We start from the raw sequence: 14,746 nt of genomic DNA, 5'->3' as shown, positions 1-14,746 counted from the left end.
TCAATAAAATAAAGGAAAATGCCTTCGCAGCATTTCCCCCTTATTGAACTCTTACTTCATGAAGAAAAAGTAAGCGAATACCAAAATTCCCAAGGCGATCCGATACACGCCGAACGCCTTGAAGTCGTGCTTGCGGATATACCCCATTAAAAAGCGGATCGCAAACACGGAAACGATGAACGCGGCGATCATGCCGACGATCAGCACCGAAGCCGTCGCCAGAGAGAACGCGATTTTCATTTTGATCAGCTTCAGCAGGCTGGCCCCGAACATCACCGGAACCGCCAGGAAGAACGAGAACTCAGCCGCAATCCCGCGCGAGCAGCCCAGCAGCACCGCGCCTAAAATCGTTGCACCGGAACGGGAGGTTCCCGGGATCAAGGCCAAGACCTGGAAAACACCGATTGCCAGCGCCGTCTTGTAGCTCATCTTTTCAAACGAAGTCACGCTTGGGCGGCGATGCCGGCTTTCAATCGCCAGAAACGCCACGCCGTAAATGATTAACATCGAGGCTACCGTGACCGGATTGTAGAAATATGCGTCGATCAGATCGTCGAACAGCACGCCGATGATGCCTGCCGGCACCACCGCGACGATCACTTTCAGCCACAGATCAATCGTACTGCGTTTTTCGTAAGCGTTCTTACGTGGAGAAAACGGATTCAGTTTATGGAAATACAGCAGCAGGACCGCCAGAATGGACCCAAACTGGATGACGACCATAAACATATCGACAAATTCTTTATTCGCGGCCGCATCCGCCAGCACGGTCAGCGGCATCAGCTCATTAACCAGAATCATGTGTCCGGTGCTGCTGATCGGCAGCCATTCGGTAATCCCCTGGACAATCCCCAATAGGATTGCCTTCAACATCTCTATCATCAGATTCACGGAATTCACTCCTTCACTGTTAACATCTTAGCAGACAGTCTTCGTTATTATACCATTGAAATGCCACGGACTCTACCTTTTCCGACGCTTTTCCTGATTTTTTGACCTGAACCGCTTTGCTAGCGGCAATCCAGCTCCATGATATAATCGTCCATAAAATAACCGCCGCCAATCGGCGTTTTTTCTTCCCGCAGTGTGACGAAGCCCCATTTCTGATAAACCGCAATGGAATTTGCGTTGAAGCGGTTGACGGTAAGCTGAATCCGGCCGCTTCCCGCTTTTGCTTCTTCTTTGAGAACCGCCAATACCTTTGACGCCAACCCCAGCCCTCGCGCATCGGCGGCCAGATACAGTTTGCTTAGAAACAGATATTCCGGATTCAATGCCGTCGCAACGTAACCGCAAAGCTGGCCTTGATGGAAAACGCCGCGGTACCGATAACCCTGATTGGCAATCTGCGCCTTCATCGCAGGCAGCGATTGGAAATGTTCGACCATATAATTAACCTGATCCACGCCCAGAATAGATTCATAATGTTCATGCCAGATGATTTCCGCAAGTGCCGCAATTTGTTCCAATAAAGCGGCGTCAGCGTCGCGCAATTCAAATGATTCCATCAAATTTTCCTCTTTTCTTTGATTTTCCACAGCTGTCCGCGGTTACTGCGCCGCTTTTTTCAGCTCATCTTCCCGTTTCTTTTCCAATGTCCGGCGTTCCAGTGCCAATAATGTGCGCTTGATATCCAATCCGCCGCCATAACCAGTCAACGAGCCATCCGCCCCGATTACCCGGTGGCAGGGGATAAAAATCGGAATCGGATTCCGATGATTCGCCATGCCGATCGCCCGCAGCGCTTTCGGCTTGCCAATGCTTTCCGCCTGCTGCTTATAGGTGCGGGTTTCCCCATACGGAATTTCCATCAGCGCCTGCCAGGCGGCTTTCTGAAACGCGGTTCCGTCCGGATGCAGAATCAGCTCAAAAGTTTGCCGCCGGCCTTCCAGATATTCCTGCAGCTGCGTGAACGCCTGCCATAAACAAGCCGTTTCCGCTACTTCACATTCCTCGTCCTCAGGAAACTCCTGTTCAAAATCAACGCGTACAATCCGTTCGTCCTTTTCCTCGATCCGGATCATGCCCAGTGTTGTCCGGCGATAAAAACATGCGCGCATAAGGCTCCTCCCTAACTTTTCAATTCCATTTTTCACCGGCGGCTGCGCTTTGCTTCATCAGCATCCCCGGCCTGTTCTCACTGTATTGCTGTATTCATTTTACTCTCGCTGTGCCGAAAAGAAAAGGCTTGTGCGCAAGCTTCAGCGCCCATCCGTTCAACCTGATCAGACTGAAGCCTTTTCCCTTTAAAATCATTGAGTTTCTGTATCAGCTATGCAAAACAGCTTTGCAGTTAAAAAACTGTCCCGTTTCTTTAAGAAAACGTCTGAAAGCATGGTGCTTCCGGACGTCGTTTTGTTTATTCAGCTGAAATAAACCAGATCCTCTTTTAATTCATCTTCCATCCTCAGCGCCTGAACATGCGGAACGACCAGATTGCGCTGATATTCCTCATCGTATTCGACTTCAATCCGGGCGGTGACGGTAATCCATTCATTCACCGCCAGGTTGACAGGTTTGGCGCACTTGCACAGGTAACCGATTAACGATGTATCCTCCGCGCAGCAGACCATCGCATAACGTCCCATCACAAAAGACCGCTTATCCTTTTCCACATGCACGACTTTTCCCTTAAACCGCACGACCTTGCCGTCATATTTGTATGGATGATCCAGAGCGTCCATGTACCACAGGCCGTAATCGTCATCCTGAATGTCGATCACCTCGGCGTTGAGATCGAAAGGCAGATCATCCTCCGGCAGATCGTTAATTCCGCCGTCGACCGATTCATAAATAATCTGCGCGCCTTTGTTGATGGCTTTGATATTGCTTCGCAGAAAAGACTTCTTCGTATTGGAGTCGCAGCGGTTGATCAGGATCATCTCCGAATGCACCAGCTGATCATACATCAGCGAACGCATATTGTTGACATACATCATAAATGTCTGGGCGTCCACAGTGGAAATGATCTGAACCAGCATCCAGTTGATGGGAAATTCCATATCCAGAAATTCCGTCACGCTCCACATACCGTTAAACTCGATGAATACCTGTTTCGGCCGGTATTCGTGCTCCAGTTTTTCCAGATAATCAGCTGTCAGTTCTTCCTTCTCTTCCACATTCACCAAAACAGAGTGAGTTTGTTTTAAAAAGGGCTTGTCAAATTCCACTTCGCCTTGTTCGCATGCCAGAATCAAGGTTTTTGACCCGTCGTTGAATTCCGGATCGGACAGCGTTTCCTTCATCATGGATGATTTTCCGCTCTCCAGAAAACCGGTAAATAAATATACAGGAACGTCCATAGTTTACCCCTTTACATGAAACAGTCCGGCCAGCTGAGCTTCGTCAAGCTGTGCGCCAATGACGCACAACATACCCGCTACCGCTGCCGCGCCCCGGCGGATTTCGCATTCGCCCGGTACCATATCGAAATGCAGCCAGGTTCCATCTGTGCATGGAACAATCCCCTTCGCGCGCAGAATCGTGCCGGCTGCCGCGCCCTCAGCGATCTGATTTAAAGCCTGCTGCAGCTCGGATTCATCATAGACATGGGCTGTCTGAACACCCCAGCTGGTGAAAACCTCATCCGCATCATGGCCATGATGGTGATGATGGTGATGATGATGGTGATGCCCGCATTCACATTCCTCGTCGTGGTCATGATGATGTCCGCATTCGCATTCCTCATCGTGATCATGGTGATGTCCGCATTCGCATTCCTCGTCGTGATCATGATGATGTCCGCATTCGCATTCCTCGTCGTGATCATGGTGATGTCCGCATTCACATTCCTCATCGTGGTCATGATGATGTCCGCATTCGCATTCCTCATCGTGGTCATGATGATGTCCGCATTCGCATTCCTCGTCGTGATCATGGTGATGCGGCAGACATTCATCTTCCTTCATCAGCTGTTCCATCAGTTCCTTCTGTTCCATCGCTTCCAGAATCTGCGCGCCGCTGATCGCATCCCATGGGGTCGTAATGACGACCGCTTTCGGGTTCTTTTCCCGGATCAGCGCCAGGCATTCCGCCAGTTTTTCTTCACTCAGCTTCTGTGTCCGGCTTAAAACGATCGTGTTGGCGTGTTCGATCTGATTGTTGAAAAACTCGCCGAAATTCTTCATATACATCTTACATTTTGTCGCGTCCGCTACCGTGGTAAAGCTGTGCAGTTCCATTCCTGTTTCTGCCTGAACTCCCTGAACGGCGCCGATGACATCCGACAGTTTACCCACGCCGGACGGTTCAATGATGATCCGATCAGGCTGGAATTGTTCCGCACACTTTTTCAAAGCTTCCGCAAAGTCGCCGACCAGACTGCAGCAGATGCATCCGGAATTCATTTCCTTAATCTCAACCCCAGCTTCCTTTAAGAAGCCGCCGTCGATGCCAATCTCGCCAAATTCATTTTCAATCAGCACGGTTTTCTCTTTTGGGAAACCTTCCTGCAAGAGTTTTTTTATCAGCGTTGTTTTTCCGGCGCCGAGAAATCCTGAAATAATATCAATTTGTGTCACGATTTATCCTTCTTTCCTTTTTTATCCGCAGATCCGCGATCTTTGATTCAGCCGAAACTTTCGTTAGGATCCGACTGGTCTGTGTTCCTTATTTTAGCACTTTCCGCTTGGAAATGACAGGCTTCTGCCTGCTCAGTTTCCATTGTTGACCAAATTTTCCTTCCTCATCCGTCTATGCTATACTTAATTTAAATAAGAAAGAGGTGGCAATGATGAAAATCCGATGTGAACATTGCGGCGGCGACCTCACAAAAACGGTCAGGACTGCTTTCGCCCGCTCGCCCGCTATGACGCCGGACCGATTGAATGTCCTGATTGCCATGCGCTGCAATCGCGCCGCCTGACGCAGGTTGACTTTTTAATTGATCTGGGGGTCATGCTGAGCTTACTTCTGGCTCTGGTTTTACTCCTGCCTGTTTTTGTCGGGATCCGGACCGAACTTCGCTCATTCCTAAACCTTCTGTTTCTGGGCAGCGGCATTCTGTTTCTGGATCAATTCCGGTTTCTGCTGTACCGCGTTTCACCAACGACTTCCAAACCTTTATCGGCACAGGAACAATGCAATGTAAAAAACCGAGCCAACGGACTGCAGCTGATCTGCTTCGGCGGGTTGATTCTAACGTTAATCTATTTCAACACGCGTTCGTCAGTAATTTTAGTTTTAACCGTCAGCCTGATCGTTGTCGTTTTCCGTCTGCTTCTTCTGCGCTTTTACTGAAGCTTTCCCCTTCTGAATTCTTAACTTCCCCTTCAGCGCCTCCTTAAAGCCTTGCTCCCCCCCTTCATTTCCCGGACTTGTCCGCCCGTTTTCCACTATGCTTCAGTCCTGATTTTACGCTATATTCGCACCTCAGAATATGGTACAATAAGATAAGGTGATATTCATGAAAATTAACTGTGAAAGCTGTGGAAAACCAATTACATCTCAGGTTAATTCCCGCTTTGAACAATTCGAACCCGGCCGTGTCGTCTGCCCGCATTGCGGTCATAAACAAAAGCGTTATATCAGCGAAGCGGATCTGTTGATCTATTTCTGCTTCAGCGCCGTTCTGTATTCGATCGTGCTGGTCTTCATCTTCTTCTTATTAAATTGGAAGATGCAGGTCTGGATTCTGATCCTGGCGGTCGGCCTGTTTGTCGCCACCTATTTTGCGATGAAATATGGCAGTGCGATGTTGTATGAAAAAGCTTATTTCAAAGCGGACATCAAAAATAAAGTCATTCAGGAGGACGTCAACACCGTGCGCAAACGCCTCAAAACGCAATTCATTCTGTTTATGCTGGTGGCGTTCATGTTCGGTACTCAGCCGGAATTCATCCCCTTCTTCTTCATCCTGATCACCGCCTTCCTCATGCTGACCGTAATTAAAGTTCGCTTAGCGATACGCAATGAAAGAGCCCAGAAGTAATTCCGGACTCTTTTTTATTTGATATTGAATTTAGCGACTGAATCTCAGCTTATTTCTTCGCTGTATATTTGCGGATATCCAGCGCCACCGCCACGATAATAACGATGCCCTGCACGATGAACTGATACGACGTATCAATCCGCAGATACTGCATCGACGTCTTCAATAATTCAAAGACAAGGACGCCTAACAGAATTCCGGAAACCTTGCCGACGCCGCCGTTGGTGGAAACACCGCCGATCGTACAAGCGGCGATCGCTTCCAGTTCATAGCCCAAGCCGAGGTTGACCGAAGCGCCGCCGGACTTCGCCGCTAACAGGAAGCCTGCCAGACCATACATCAGCCCCGCCAGCGTATAGATTTTCAGTTTGGAACGGTTGACGTTCACGCCGGAAACTTCCGCCGCGTTTTCATTGCCGCCGATCGCATACATGTATTTGCCATAGCGGGTCTTGTTATAAAGAAACCAGAAGATCAGACCTGCGGCGATCGCGATCAAGAATAACCATTTAAAGCTGAACTTCCCGACCGTAAACATGGCGTTGGTCGCCACGCCGGTGAAATCTGAACGCAGACCGCCGATCGGATCCGCGCCCGAATAAACAAGGTTAATGCCATAAACGATCGTCTGCATGCCCAGCGTCGCCAGAAACGGCGGAACTTTCAGATACGCGACGACGCAGCCATTAAGCAGACCGAAGAACGCCGTGATCAACATGACGATCAACAGGACGACGACTAACGGCATCTGCGGCAGATTCGCAAAGAATTTCGCAGTATAATCCGGACGCTGCAGCAGCGTACAGGCGATAACGCCGCCGAAACCGACCATTCGGCCAGCCGACAGGTCCGTGCCCTTGGTGATCAGACAGCCGCTGACGCCCAGCGCGATGATGAACCGCGGTGTAACATTGGTGATAATATTGCTGTAATTCGGGCCGCTGAAGAATCCCTTGCGGGTAAAGCCGACAAAGAGAACCAACAGGACCAGGAGTATGACAATCGCATTATTGCTTAGAAAATCGGTGACTTTTTTCTTATTGAATTCCATAACAGTCCCTCTCCTTACATATATTTAGTCGCCAGACTCATGATTTCCTCCTGAGTCGTGGTTTTACTGTCAACGAAACCGGTGACGCGGCCTTCGCACATGACCATGATCCGGTCGCTCATACCGATCAGTTCCGGCATTTCGCTGGAGATCATGATTATTGATTTCCCCTGTTTGGCCAGATCGGCGATGATCGTATAAATTTCATACTTCGCGCCGACGTCGATGCCGCGGGTTGGTTCGTCCAGGATCAGGATTTCCGGGTCATTGGCAAGCCAGCGGGCGATGATGACTTTCTGCTGGTTGCCGCCCGACAGCGACTGAATCTGGGTTTTCGTGCTCGGCGTTTTAATGCTCATCTTGTCAATGTTATCCTTGACCAGACTTTCCAACTTTTTATTGTTCAGGACGACGCCGTAATCAATATACTTATCCAGCGAAGCGACGCCAACATTGTCGGAAATCGACAGGACGCCGAAGATTCCGGTCGCCCGGCGATCCTCCGTCAGCAGCGCGATACCCTTTTTAATCGCGTCCCGCGGATGATGAATCTTGATCGTTTCGCCCTTATAAGTAACCGTGCCTTTTTCAATATGCCGCACGCCGAACAGACCTTCCATCAGCTCGGTCCGCTGCGCGCCGACCAGACCGCCGATGCCCAGAATTTCGCCTTTCTTTAATTCAAAGGTCACGTCGCGGAAGCTGCGTGAGTCAATCGAAGTAAAGTTTTCCACCTTCAGGACGACTTCGCCCGGTTCGTTAAACCGCGGCGGGAACCGGTTGGTCAGTTCGCGGCCGACCATCCGCTGTATGATCAGATCCGTCGTCAGCTCATTCGCCGGCCAGGTGCCGACATAAGTGCCATCGCGCATGATCGTCACTTCATCGGAGATTTTCAGAATTTCTTCCATCTTATGAGAAATATAAATAATCGATACGCCCTTAGAACGGAGCTTATTAATGATATCGAACAATCCCTCGACCTCATTTTCGGTCAGCGACGATGTCGGTTCGTCCATGATGACGATCTTGGCGTTGACGGAAACCGCTTTGGCAATTTCAACCGACTGCATCTGCGAAACGGACAATGTTCCCAATTTCACCTTCGGATTGAAGTCCAGGTTGACTTCTTTCAGCAGCTCTTCGGTTTCCTTATACATCCGCGCGTGATCCACCACCTGCATCGGCCCGAACTTTTTCATCGGATAGCGGCCGCAGAAAATATTCTCGGCGATGCTGCGGTCCGGAATCGGCTGCAGTTCCTGATGAACCATCGCGATGCCTCGATGCAGCGCGTCGTTGGTATCCTTGATATCCACTTCTTCATCGTTGAAAATAACCTGTCCTTCATCCTTTTTGTAGATGCCGAACAGACATTTCATCAGCGTGGATTTCCCGGCGCCGTTTTCACCCATTAATGCGTGCACGGTTCCCGGCCGGACATTCAGACAGACATGATCGAGCGCTTTGACGCCAGGGAAGCTTTTACTTATATTTTTCATCTGTAAAATATAATCGCTCATTCGTAAATCCCCTTCCTCTTAATAATCCAGAAAAATTAAGTGTGCGCGGAGGCACACTTAATTTTCGGATTCTTTCTGCTTATTTGTATTCTGCTACGTTTTCCGGAGTAACCTTAATGTAGTCAATCCAGTAGTAAGCGTCCAGCTTTTCGCCATTGATCGCCTGGACTGTGCAGTCAACCGCTTTGTGTGACTGATTGATGTGGTCATTTAGAACGGTGCCGGTCATGCCGCCGGTAGAAACTAAATCCATCGCTTCTGCCAGAGCGTCAACCCCAACCAGATAGATGTCTTCGCCGACCTTACGGCCTGCCGCGGTGATCGCCTGCGCTGCGCCTAACGCCATTGCGTCGTTGTTGCAGAAGACAGCTTCGATCTTATCGCCGTACTGTGTTAAAGCGTTCGCTACGATTTCCTGGCCCTTCGCCTGATCCCAATCGCCGCGCTGTTCGTCTAATTTTTCAACTTTCAGGCCGGAGACTTCCTGATACTGGGAAATGGAGAATTCCGTGCGGTATTTCGCATCAACGTTTTCCGGATCGCCGACAACCATGACATACTGTAAGACGCCGTCGCCGTTCAGGTCGCCCTTGTTCGGCAGATCCGCGATCAGTTCGCCCTGGAATTTACCGGACTGACGAGCGTCAGCGCCGACATACGTGATCATCCCCGGATCCTTCTTCATATCTTCTTCACTTGGTTCACGGTTGATGAAGATACAAGGCTTGTTCGCCGCTTCGCACTTGTCGATAACAGTGGCTGCGGATGTCGCCTGGACTAAGTTAATGATCAGCGCGTCATAGTCCTGCGCGATGAAGTTGTCAATCTGGTTGGTCTGTTCAGCCATGTCGCCTTTGCCATCCTGAATCGTAACTTTGTATTCAACTTCGTCCGTATTCAGCGTCTTGAAATAGCTTTCGATTTCCTTACGGTAAAGCGTCATGAAGTTATCGTCGAATTTGTAGATGGAAACACCGACATTATAAACCTTCTTGTCGGTACCGGCTGCGCCGTCATCCGCCGGCTTGTCATTATTTCCGCCGCCGTTGTTGGAGCATGCAGCAAGGGATAATACCATCAATGCTGATGCAAGAAAAGCAAATAGTTTTTTCATCTTTTTCCCTCCGTATAGCTTCTGTATACGCTTACATTCTATGACGGTTCAAGTGCCGGTGTCAACAAACTGAGATAAACTTTGAGGTGGTTTTAACTAGTTTTAGTAAACTTCATTTTGTGAAAATATTGAATTTATGGCTTAAAAATGGCTGATTCAATGTGTTTTTACCAATTTTTACCTGATGTAAACAAAATGTAAGCGTTATCACTTTTAGTAAAACTTCGAGTTCTGATCAGCTGATTTAGTAAATTATTTTGACTTGTTCACTTAAATTCGTTAGAGTAAGTAAGAGAGAGAGTTGATAATTATGTCTACGATCAAAGAAATCGCGCAGCAGGCGGGTGTCTCCGCCGCCACCGTTTCGCGGATCCTCAATTATGATCCGACGTTGAAGGTCGCGGAACAAACACGCCAGCGGGTATTCGACGAAGCCAAGAAACAAAATTATATCAAACGGAAAATCAAAACGAAAAATAATTATAATCCGATCCGCATTGGCATCGTGCAGTGGTATTCCATCGAAAAGGAATTAAACGATCCGTTTTACCTCTCAATCCGCATCGGTGCCGAAAGTTATTTGAATCAGAACAATATCGAAATGATCCGCTCTTTCCGCGGGGATCCTGATTTTTTAAGCAAGCTTTCCATGCTCGATGGTCTGATTTGCATCGGCAAGTTTTCGTCTCAGGAAATCAGCGAATTCCGCAAGCTGACTGACAAAGTCATCTTCGTCGATCTGTTCATGCCGAAAATCTTTGTCAATACGATCGTCATGGACTTTCGCACCGCAGTCTATGAGGGATTGGAGTACCTCGCCAGTCTGGGGCATTCCCGGATCGGTTTTCTGGGCGGCATCGAACATACAACCGACGGCGAGATCTACTTTGAACAACGCTATCACTACTATCAGGAATTCTGCCGGCAAAAAGGCTGGGACAACAGCCGTTTCGTCCGCCGGGATCAGTTTACTGTGGAATCCGGCTATGCGCTGATGCAGGATCTGATCCAGGCACATACGGTGCCGACGGCGTTATTCTGCGCCAGCGATGCGGTCGCCATGGGCGCGCTGCGGGCTCTGCATGAAAATAATTACCGCGTGCCGGAGGATATCTCGATTCTTGGCTTCAATAACAATCAAAATACGGCCTATACCAATCCGCCGCTGACGACGATCTACGCGCCGGCTCGTCAGATGGGCGAACTGGCCGCGCAGTTTATCACGCAGTTCGCGGCGAAAGATAAAGTCTATCCGATGCAGATCATGCTTCCTTGCTCGCTCATCCTGCGTCAATCCTGCACGCAGCCGCGCTCAAAGAAATAACGGCCGGCCCCCTAAACAAACAACCCTCTGCAATTCAGCGAATTCAGCCAGAACGCTTTTGTCAGGTTAACCGGCGATCAATTTCAGCCTGCGCTCCTTGGAAGAATTTAAACAAAGCGGCGATCAGGAAAAAGCTGCGCGCCCTTTAAAAAGACAAGGCCAGCCAGAACACTCGTTAATTTCCAGCCTGAAGCGAATTCCTGAAGTCAGATCGCTTCCTCCTTTCTCTTCTGTTTCCACAGCTGAAGGCTTGATCAAGATTGCTTCGCTCAGGCATCTTCATTGCCTCGCGGTGCTGTAAAAATGTTCTGCCTTAAACAGCTTTCCTGGGAGAATGGCGATCTTCGAAGGATTCAAGACCTGCGTTCTTTCTTTTAATTCTGGTATTCCATTCCTCGCTGCGCTATCACAATCGAGGCCATATACACCATACAGTCCCGCATTTCATGCTTCCTGCGGATGTCCTGGAGAAAGTATTCAAAACTGAATAACTCTTCTTCTCTTTCTTTTCATTGCATAACTAAAAAGAGGGGAACTCAGCGCTTTGAAGCGCTTTGGCAGCCTAAAGCTCTAAAGAGCTTCCTATTGTTCATGCCATTGAAAGATACTTTCTAATAAAATGAAAATCCGGAGTTTCTGCAATCCGGATTTTTTTATCGTATCGTCTGCGTTGCAGCCGCTGCTTTTCTTAATCTGAACATCCCGGCTGGTCATTTTTTGAATTGTTTTTTTCCAGCACGGCGTACAGTTGATCAACCTCAAAGGGCTTCGGCAAAAAGTCGTTCATGCCTGCCGCCTGAGCACGATCGCGATCTTCCTGGAAGGTGTTCGCCGTCATCGCGATAATAAATACGCTCTGTGCGTCGCTCCGCGGCAATTCCCGCAGCCGTCGGGCTGCCGTTAAACCATCCATCACCGGCATATTGATATCCATCAGGATCAGATCATAATACCCTTCCTCATGGCCTGTAAACAAGTCCAGAGCGACCTGTCCATTCTCTGCCCGATCCACCTGAATTTTCCGGCGTTCCAATAACTCGATCGCGATCTCGGCATTGATGTCGTTGTCCTCGACCAGTAAAATCCGCAGACCTTCCAGCTTGGCCTGCTGCGCAGCAGAATGTTTCGGTTTATTCAATTCCGTTTCTTCACTGAGCGGCAGCTCGATCGTAAAGTAGAAATTGGAACCCTTCCCGACTTCGCTGCGCACTTCCAGCTCGCCCCCCATCAGCTGCACTAAACTGCGGCTGATCGCCAGTCCCAAGCCAGTTCCCGGGGTGTGCTGATCCCGATTTCCACCTTGTTCAAAAGACAGGAAAATCTTCTTCAAGTCCGTCTCGTCAATGCCGATCCCGGTATCCTGAACGCTGAAAAACAGCGCTGCCCGACCTTCCTGCCCCGCGGATTCACGAACGCTCAGCGTAATTGCGCCTTGCTTTGTGAACTTGCACGCATTGGACAACAGGTTGGTTAAGACCTGAGATATCCGCATGGCATCGCCGCTGAAACAAACATGCTTCAACTGTATGTCAAAAGTCAGTGAGTTGCCATGGATCTGCGCCTGCATTTCGAAGATATCCTGCATGTGATCCAGCAGCGCTCCCAATTCAAACGGCTGCGACAGGATCTGCATTTTTTCATTTTCAATTTTTGACATGTCCAGCGTGTCATTCAGCAAGGTCAATAGAAACTGCGACGACGTTTCAATTTTTTTCAGATTTTCTTTTAGCGCCGGCGTCGCCTCCTGAGACATCAGCGCCAAATGCGTCAGACCGATGATGGCGTTCATCGGCGTACGAATTTCATGCGACATCCGGGAAAGAAAATCCGATTTGGCCTGACTGGTTTCCATCGCTTTTTCCAACTGCAGCCGCATCATCCGGGTTTTGAGCTGAATCCGATAATAAATCAGCACGCACAAAGCAATCAGAGCGATCAGACCGGCACAGAACAAAACCGCCATCATTGGATTGGAATAAATCAACGATTCCAACGTCGCCGCGCTCTGGCGGACCTTTAACAAATTCTCAGAAATCAGGGTTTCGCTTTCCGTCGCTGAAAAATTATGAATCGACTTGCTGAAGATGGAATAAAGCAGCACATTCGGCGGCAAAGGCAGAGCGAAAGCGATTTCCTCCTGAACATTGTTCATTGTGATCAGATTCAGATTGGCATAGTATCTGCGTGAATAAAGATCCTCGACAAACGAGGCCGGCAGCCGCACGTAATCCGCTTTTCCATGATTGACGGCATCCAGGCATTTTTCATAAGAGTCATAATAAAGAATCTCGTCGTCCGCCTGCAAAGGCATTCCGGTCAATCCGAAAGGCACGGCCATGCGCATCGGCTGAGAAGCGCCGGTCTGCTTGTTCATCAGCACGACCTGATCCAGCTTTGCATAAGCCGGGGTTCGCGTCCAGCCTGTTTGATCAGCGGCCTGATCATTGTCCAGATAAGCGCCGATCAGATCCGCTTCTCCCGCTTTTACTTTTTCCGCCAGTTCCGCATACGTCTGAGCATACACATATTCAAATTGCAGCGAGGTGCGTTGCCGGATGAGTTCAAGACAAGCCGGAACGATTCCGCGGTTTTCTCCGTTTTCCTCATAAAACAAAGGATAGTTATTCTTCAGAACCGCCACCCGCAGCGTCGGCGACTGACTTAAATAAGCTTTTTCCTCACTTGTAAAATCAATGGCGTTGGCATAATCCGCCGTAAAATATTTCTCATACAGTTTGTCGGCAAAGTTGGGGTCCGCGGAATAAATCGCATTCATCGCCTCGTTGAGCTGTTCGCACAGATCAGGCCGGCTCAGCGTGGTGACCATATAGTAGGAATCGGCTTCAAAGCGGGCCGCAACATTGTAATTTTCTTTCAGATAAACGTCGCTGCCCAAAAGCAAATCGGCTTCTTTCGTTTCCAGGCACTGCGTATAGGTCTTTGCGTCTTCAAAATAAACCAGCTCGCATTGCAGATTATTAAAATTCAGGAATTTCTGCAGCCGCTCGATTTTGCTTGTCGCTTTACGCAAAACGCCGATTCGTTTTCCATTGAGCGTCGTATAGTCAAAACTCTTGATCGACGTATCGCTTTGCGGATAAATCAGTAAATTATAGTTGGAGCCCATCACGTATTCAGGATAGTTAAACATTTTTTCATAGCCGTCATAGTAATACATGCCGCCCATGATATCATTTTCCCCGGCGATGAACGAGCTGAGCAGCGTATCAGGATCGCCCGTAATGAATTCATATTGCCAACCGGTATATTTAGCGATTTCATGCAGCCAGTCATAAACCAGACCGCCATAAGTGCCGTCTTCATAAACCTCGTTTAATCCCGGACTGATCGGAAATGATACTTTCAATACTTCGCCTTCTGGATTTTCGCCGGCCTGACTGCCCTCCGCAGCCTCCGCCTGAATGCTCAGCGGCGTCCAGCTTAAGCCGCTTAACGTCAGAGCGAGGATTCCCAAAACAAATAATTTCCGCCAATTTCGCATAATTTTCTCCTCTTGCATCCTCTGCCTTCAATCAAACGGTTTTCCGCATGGTCCTATTTAACCCTTATTTTATGCCATTCCCGATCAATTTGAAATAGCAAAAGCGACTTTCAATTCTATTTCATGAGTAAAATTACCAAAGACGCTGCCTTTTCTGTCCTGCCGCTGGCGAAGATGCAAAAAAGCAAACATACTTTGCGAAGCGCTGCCGCTGCGCAAAGTTCAGTATTTTTTCTCTTTGTTCGCTGTTAAACCAATTTCCGTATTCCGAATAATCTTGATTATTTCTGAGAAAAGCGTTCT

The 14,746-nt window shown here is 48.9% G+C and carries 13 protein-coding genes; 4 read left to right on the top strand and 9 right to left on the bottom strand.

The features are described 5' to 3' along the window. Window positions 1–51 precede the first annotated feature (51 nt). From I2G61_RS06645 to I2G61_RS06625, 5 genes are all read right to left on the bottom strand, one after another. On the bottom strand, window positions 52–882 hold the full coding sequence (locus I2G61_RS06645) for an undecaprenyl-diphosphate phosphatase (RefSeq protein ID WP_072685047.1): 831 nt from the start codon (window positions 880–882) through the stop codon (window positions 52–54). A gap of 128 nt (window positions 883–1,010) precedes the next feature. After that, a complete protein-coding gene (locus I2G61_RS06640; protein ID WP_072684676.1) occupies window positions 1,011–1,508 on the bottom strand; it encodes a GNAT family N-acetyltransferase in 498 nt (165 codons plus the stop codon). 42 nt (window positions 1,509–1,550) lie between these two features. Then, complete coding sequence (locus I2G61_RS06635; RefSeq protein WP_072684675.1) at window positions 1,551–2,060, bottom strand: methylated-DNA--[protein]-cysteine S-methyltransferase; 510 nt, start codon at window positions 2,058–2,060, stop codon at window positions 1,551–1,553. Between the two features lie 303 nt (window positions 2,061–2,363). Then, window positions 2,364–3,302 carry a GTP-binding protein gene (locus I2G61_RS06630; protein ID WP_072684674.1) on the bottom strand — a complete coding sequence of 313 codons (939 nt, stop codon included), beginning with the start codon at window positions 3,300–3,302 and terminating at the stop codon, window positions 2,364–2,366. Between the two features lie 3 nt (window positions 3,303–3,305). Then, complete coding sequence (locus tag I2G61_RS06625; RefSeq protein WP_195548067.1) at window positions 3,306–4,520, bottom strand: CobW family GTP-binding protein; 1,215 nt, start codon at window positions 4,518–4,520, stop codon at window positions 3,306–3,308. Window positions 4,521–4,752: 232 nt separating this feature from the next. Here I2G61_RS06625 and I2G61_RS06620 point away from each other — a divergent pair, with 232 nt between their 5' ends. Beyond that, complete coding sequence (locus I2G61_RS06620) at window positions 4,753–5,238, top strand: hypothetical protein (protein ID WP_195548066.1); 486 nt, start codon at window positions 4,753–4,755, stop codon at window positions 5,236–5,238. 166 nt (window positions 5,239–5,404) lie between these two features. Beyond that, window positions 5,405–5,929: a hypothetical protein gene (locus I2G61_RS06615; RefSeq protein WP_072684671.1), complete on the top strand. Its 525-nt coding sequence runs from the start codon at window positions 5,405–5,407 to the stop codon at window positions 5,927–5,929. 49 nt (window positions 5,930–5,978) lie between these two features. Here the strand turns inward: I2G61_RS06615 and mglC are convergent, their stop codons facing one another. The 3 genes from mglC to I2G61_RS06600 form a co-directional block, all read right to left on the bottom strand. Then, window positions 5,979–6,980 carry a galactose/methyl galactoside ABC transporter permease MglC gene (gene mglC / locus I2G61_RS06610; protein ID WP_072684670.1) on the bottom strand — a complete coding sequence of 334 codons (1,002 nt, stop codon included), beginning with the start codon at window positions 6,978–6,980 and terminating at the stop codon, window positions 5,979–5,981. 14 nt (window positions 6,981–6,994) lie between these two features. Continuing rightward, window positions 6,995–8,503 (bottom strand): sugar ABC transporter ATP-binding protein, encoded by a 1,509-nt coding sequence (locus I2G61_RS06605; protein WP_195397011.1) that lies wholly within the window; start codon window positions 8,501–8,503, stop codon window positions 6,995–6,997. 79 nt (window positions 8,504–8,582) lie between these two features. Further along, window positions 8,583–9,617 (bottom strand): galactose ABC transporter substrate-binding protein, encoded by a 1,035-nt coding sequence (locus I2G61_RS06600; protein WP_072684668.1) that lies wholly within the window; start codon window positions 9,615–9,617, stop codon window positions 8,583–8,585. A 310-nt stretch (window positions 9,618–9,927) separates the two neighbouring features. Between I2G61_RS06600 and I2G61_RS06595 the strand changes: the two genes are divergently transcribed. Both I2G61_RS06595 and I2G61_RS06590 read left to right on the top strand, forming a co-directional pair. After that, on the top strand, window positions 9,928–10,941 hold the full coding sequence (locus tag I2G61_RS06595) for a LacI family DNA-binding transcriptional regulator (RefSeq protein WP_072684667.1): 1,014 nt from the start codon (window positions 9,928–9,930) through the stop codon (window positions 10,939–10,941). Between the two features lie 97 nt (window positions 10,942–11,038). After that, window positions 11,039–11,242 carry a hypothetical protein gene (locus tag I2G61_RS06590; RefSeq protein ID WP_139248617.1) on the top strand — a complete coding sequence of 68 codons (204 nt, stop codon included), beginning with the start codon at window positions 11,039–11,041 and terminating at the stop codon, window positions 11,240–11,242. 387 nt (window positions 11,243–11,629) lie between these two features. Here I2G61_RS06590 and I2G61_RS06585 read toward each other — a convergent pair whose 3' ends face one another. Further along, on the bottom strand, window positions 11,630–14,443 hold the full coding sequence (locus I2G61_RS06585) for a transporter substrate-binding domain-containing protein (RefSeq protein ID WP_195548065.1): 2,814 nt from the start codon (window positions 14,441–14,443) through the stop codon (window positions 11,630–11,632). Between the last annotated feature and the right edge of the window lie 303 nt (window positions 14,444–14,746).

It is taken from the genome of Holdemania sp. 1001095H_141210_F2 (assembly GCF_015558105.1).
Lineage (GTDB): Bacteria > Bacillota_I > Bacilli_A > Erysipelotrichales > Erysipelotrichaceae > Holdemania.
The sequence above is the reverse complement of the archived record's forward strand: the minus strand, read 5'-3'. Positions and strand labels throughout refer to the sequence as shown.

What these genes read in the sequence shown, in the direction of transcription:
- I2G61_RS06645 (WP_072685047.1), bottom strand. Translation starts at nt 882, where the DNA reads ATGATAGAGATGTTGAAGGCAATCCTATTGGGGATTGTCCAGGGGATT.
- I2G61_RS06640 (WP_072684676.1), bottom strand. Translation starts at nt 1,508, where the DNA reads ATGGAATCATTTGAATTGCGCGACGCTGACGCCGCTTTATTGGAACAA.
- I2G61_RS06635 (WP_072684675.1), bottom strand. Translation starts at nt 2,060, where the DNA reads ATGCGCGCATGTTTTTATCGCCGGACAACACTGGGCATGATCCGGATC.
- I2G61_RS06630 (WP_072684674.1), bottom strand. Translation starts at nt 3,302, where the DNA reads ATGGACGTTCCTGTATATTTATTTACCGGTTTTCTGGAGAGCGGAAAA.
- I2G61_RS06615 (WP_072684671.1), top strand. Translation starts at nt 5,405, where the DNA reads ATGAAAATTAACTGTGAAAGCTGTGGAAAACCAATTACATCTCAGGTT.
- mglC (WP_072684670.1), bottom strand. Translation starts at nt 6,980, where the DNA reads ATGGAATTCAATAAGAAAAAAGTCACCGATTTTCTAAGCAATAATGCG.
- I2G61_RS06605 (WP_195397011.1), bottom strand. Translation starts at nt 8,503, where the DNA reads ATGAGCGATTATATTTTACAGATGAAAAATATAAGTAAAAGCTTCCCT.
- I2G61_RS06600 (WP_072684668.1), bottom strand. Translation starts at nt 9,617, where the DNA reads ATGAAAAAACTATTTGCTTTTCTTGCATCAGCATTGATGGTATTATCC.
- I2G61_RS06595 (WP_072684667.1), top strand. Translation starts at nt 9,928, where the DNA reads ATGTCTACGATCAAAGAAATCGCGCAGCAGGCGGGTGTCTCCGCCGCC.
- I2G61_RS06585 (WP_195548065.1), bottom strand. Translation starts at nt 14,443, where the DNA reads ATGCGAAATTGGCGGAAATTATTTGTTTTGGGAATCCTCGCTCTGACG.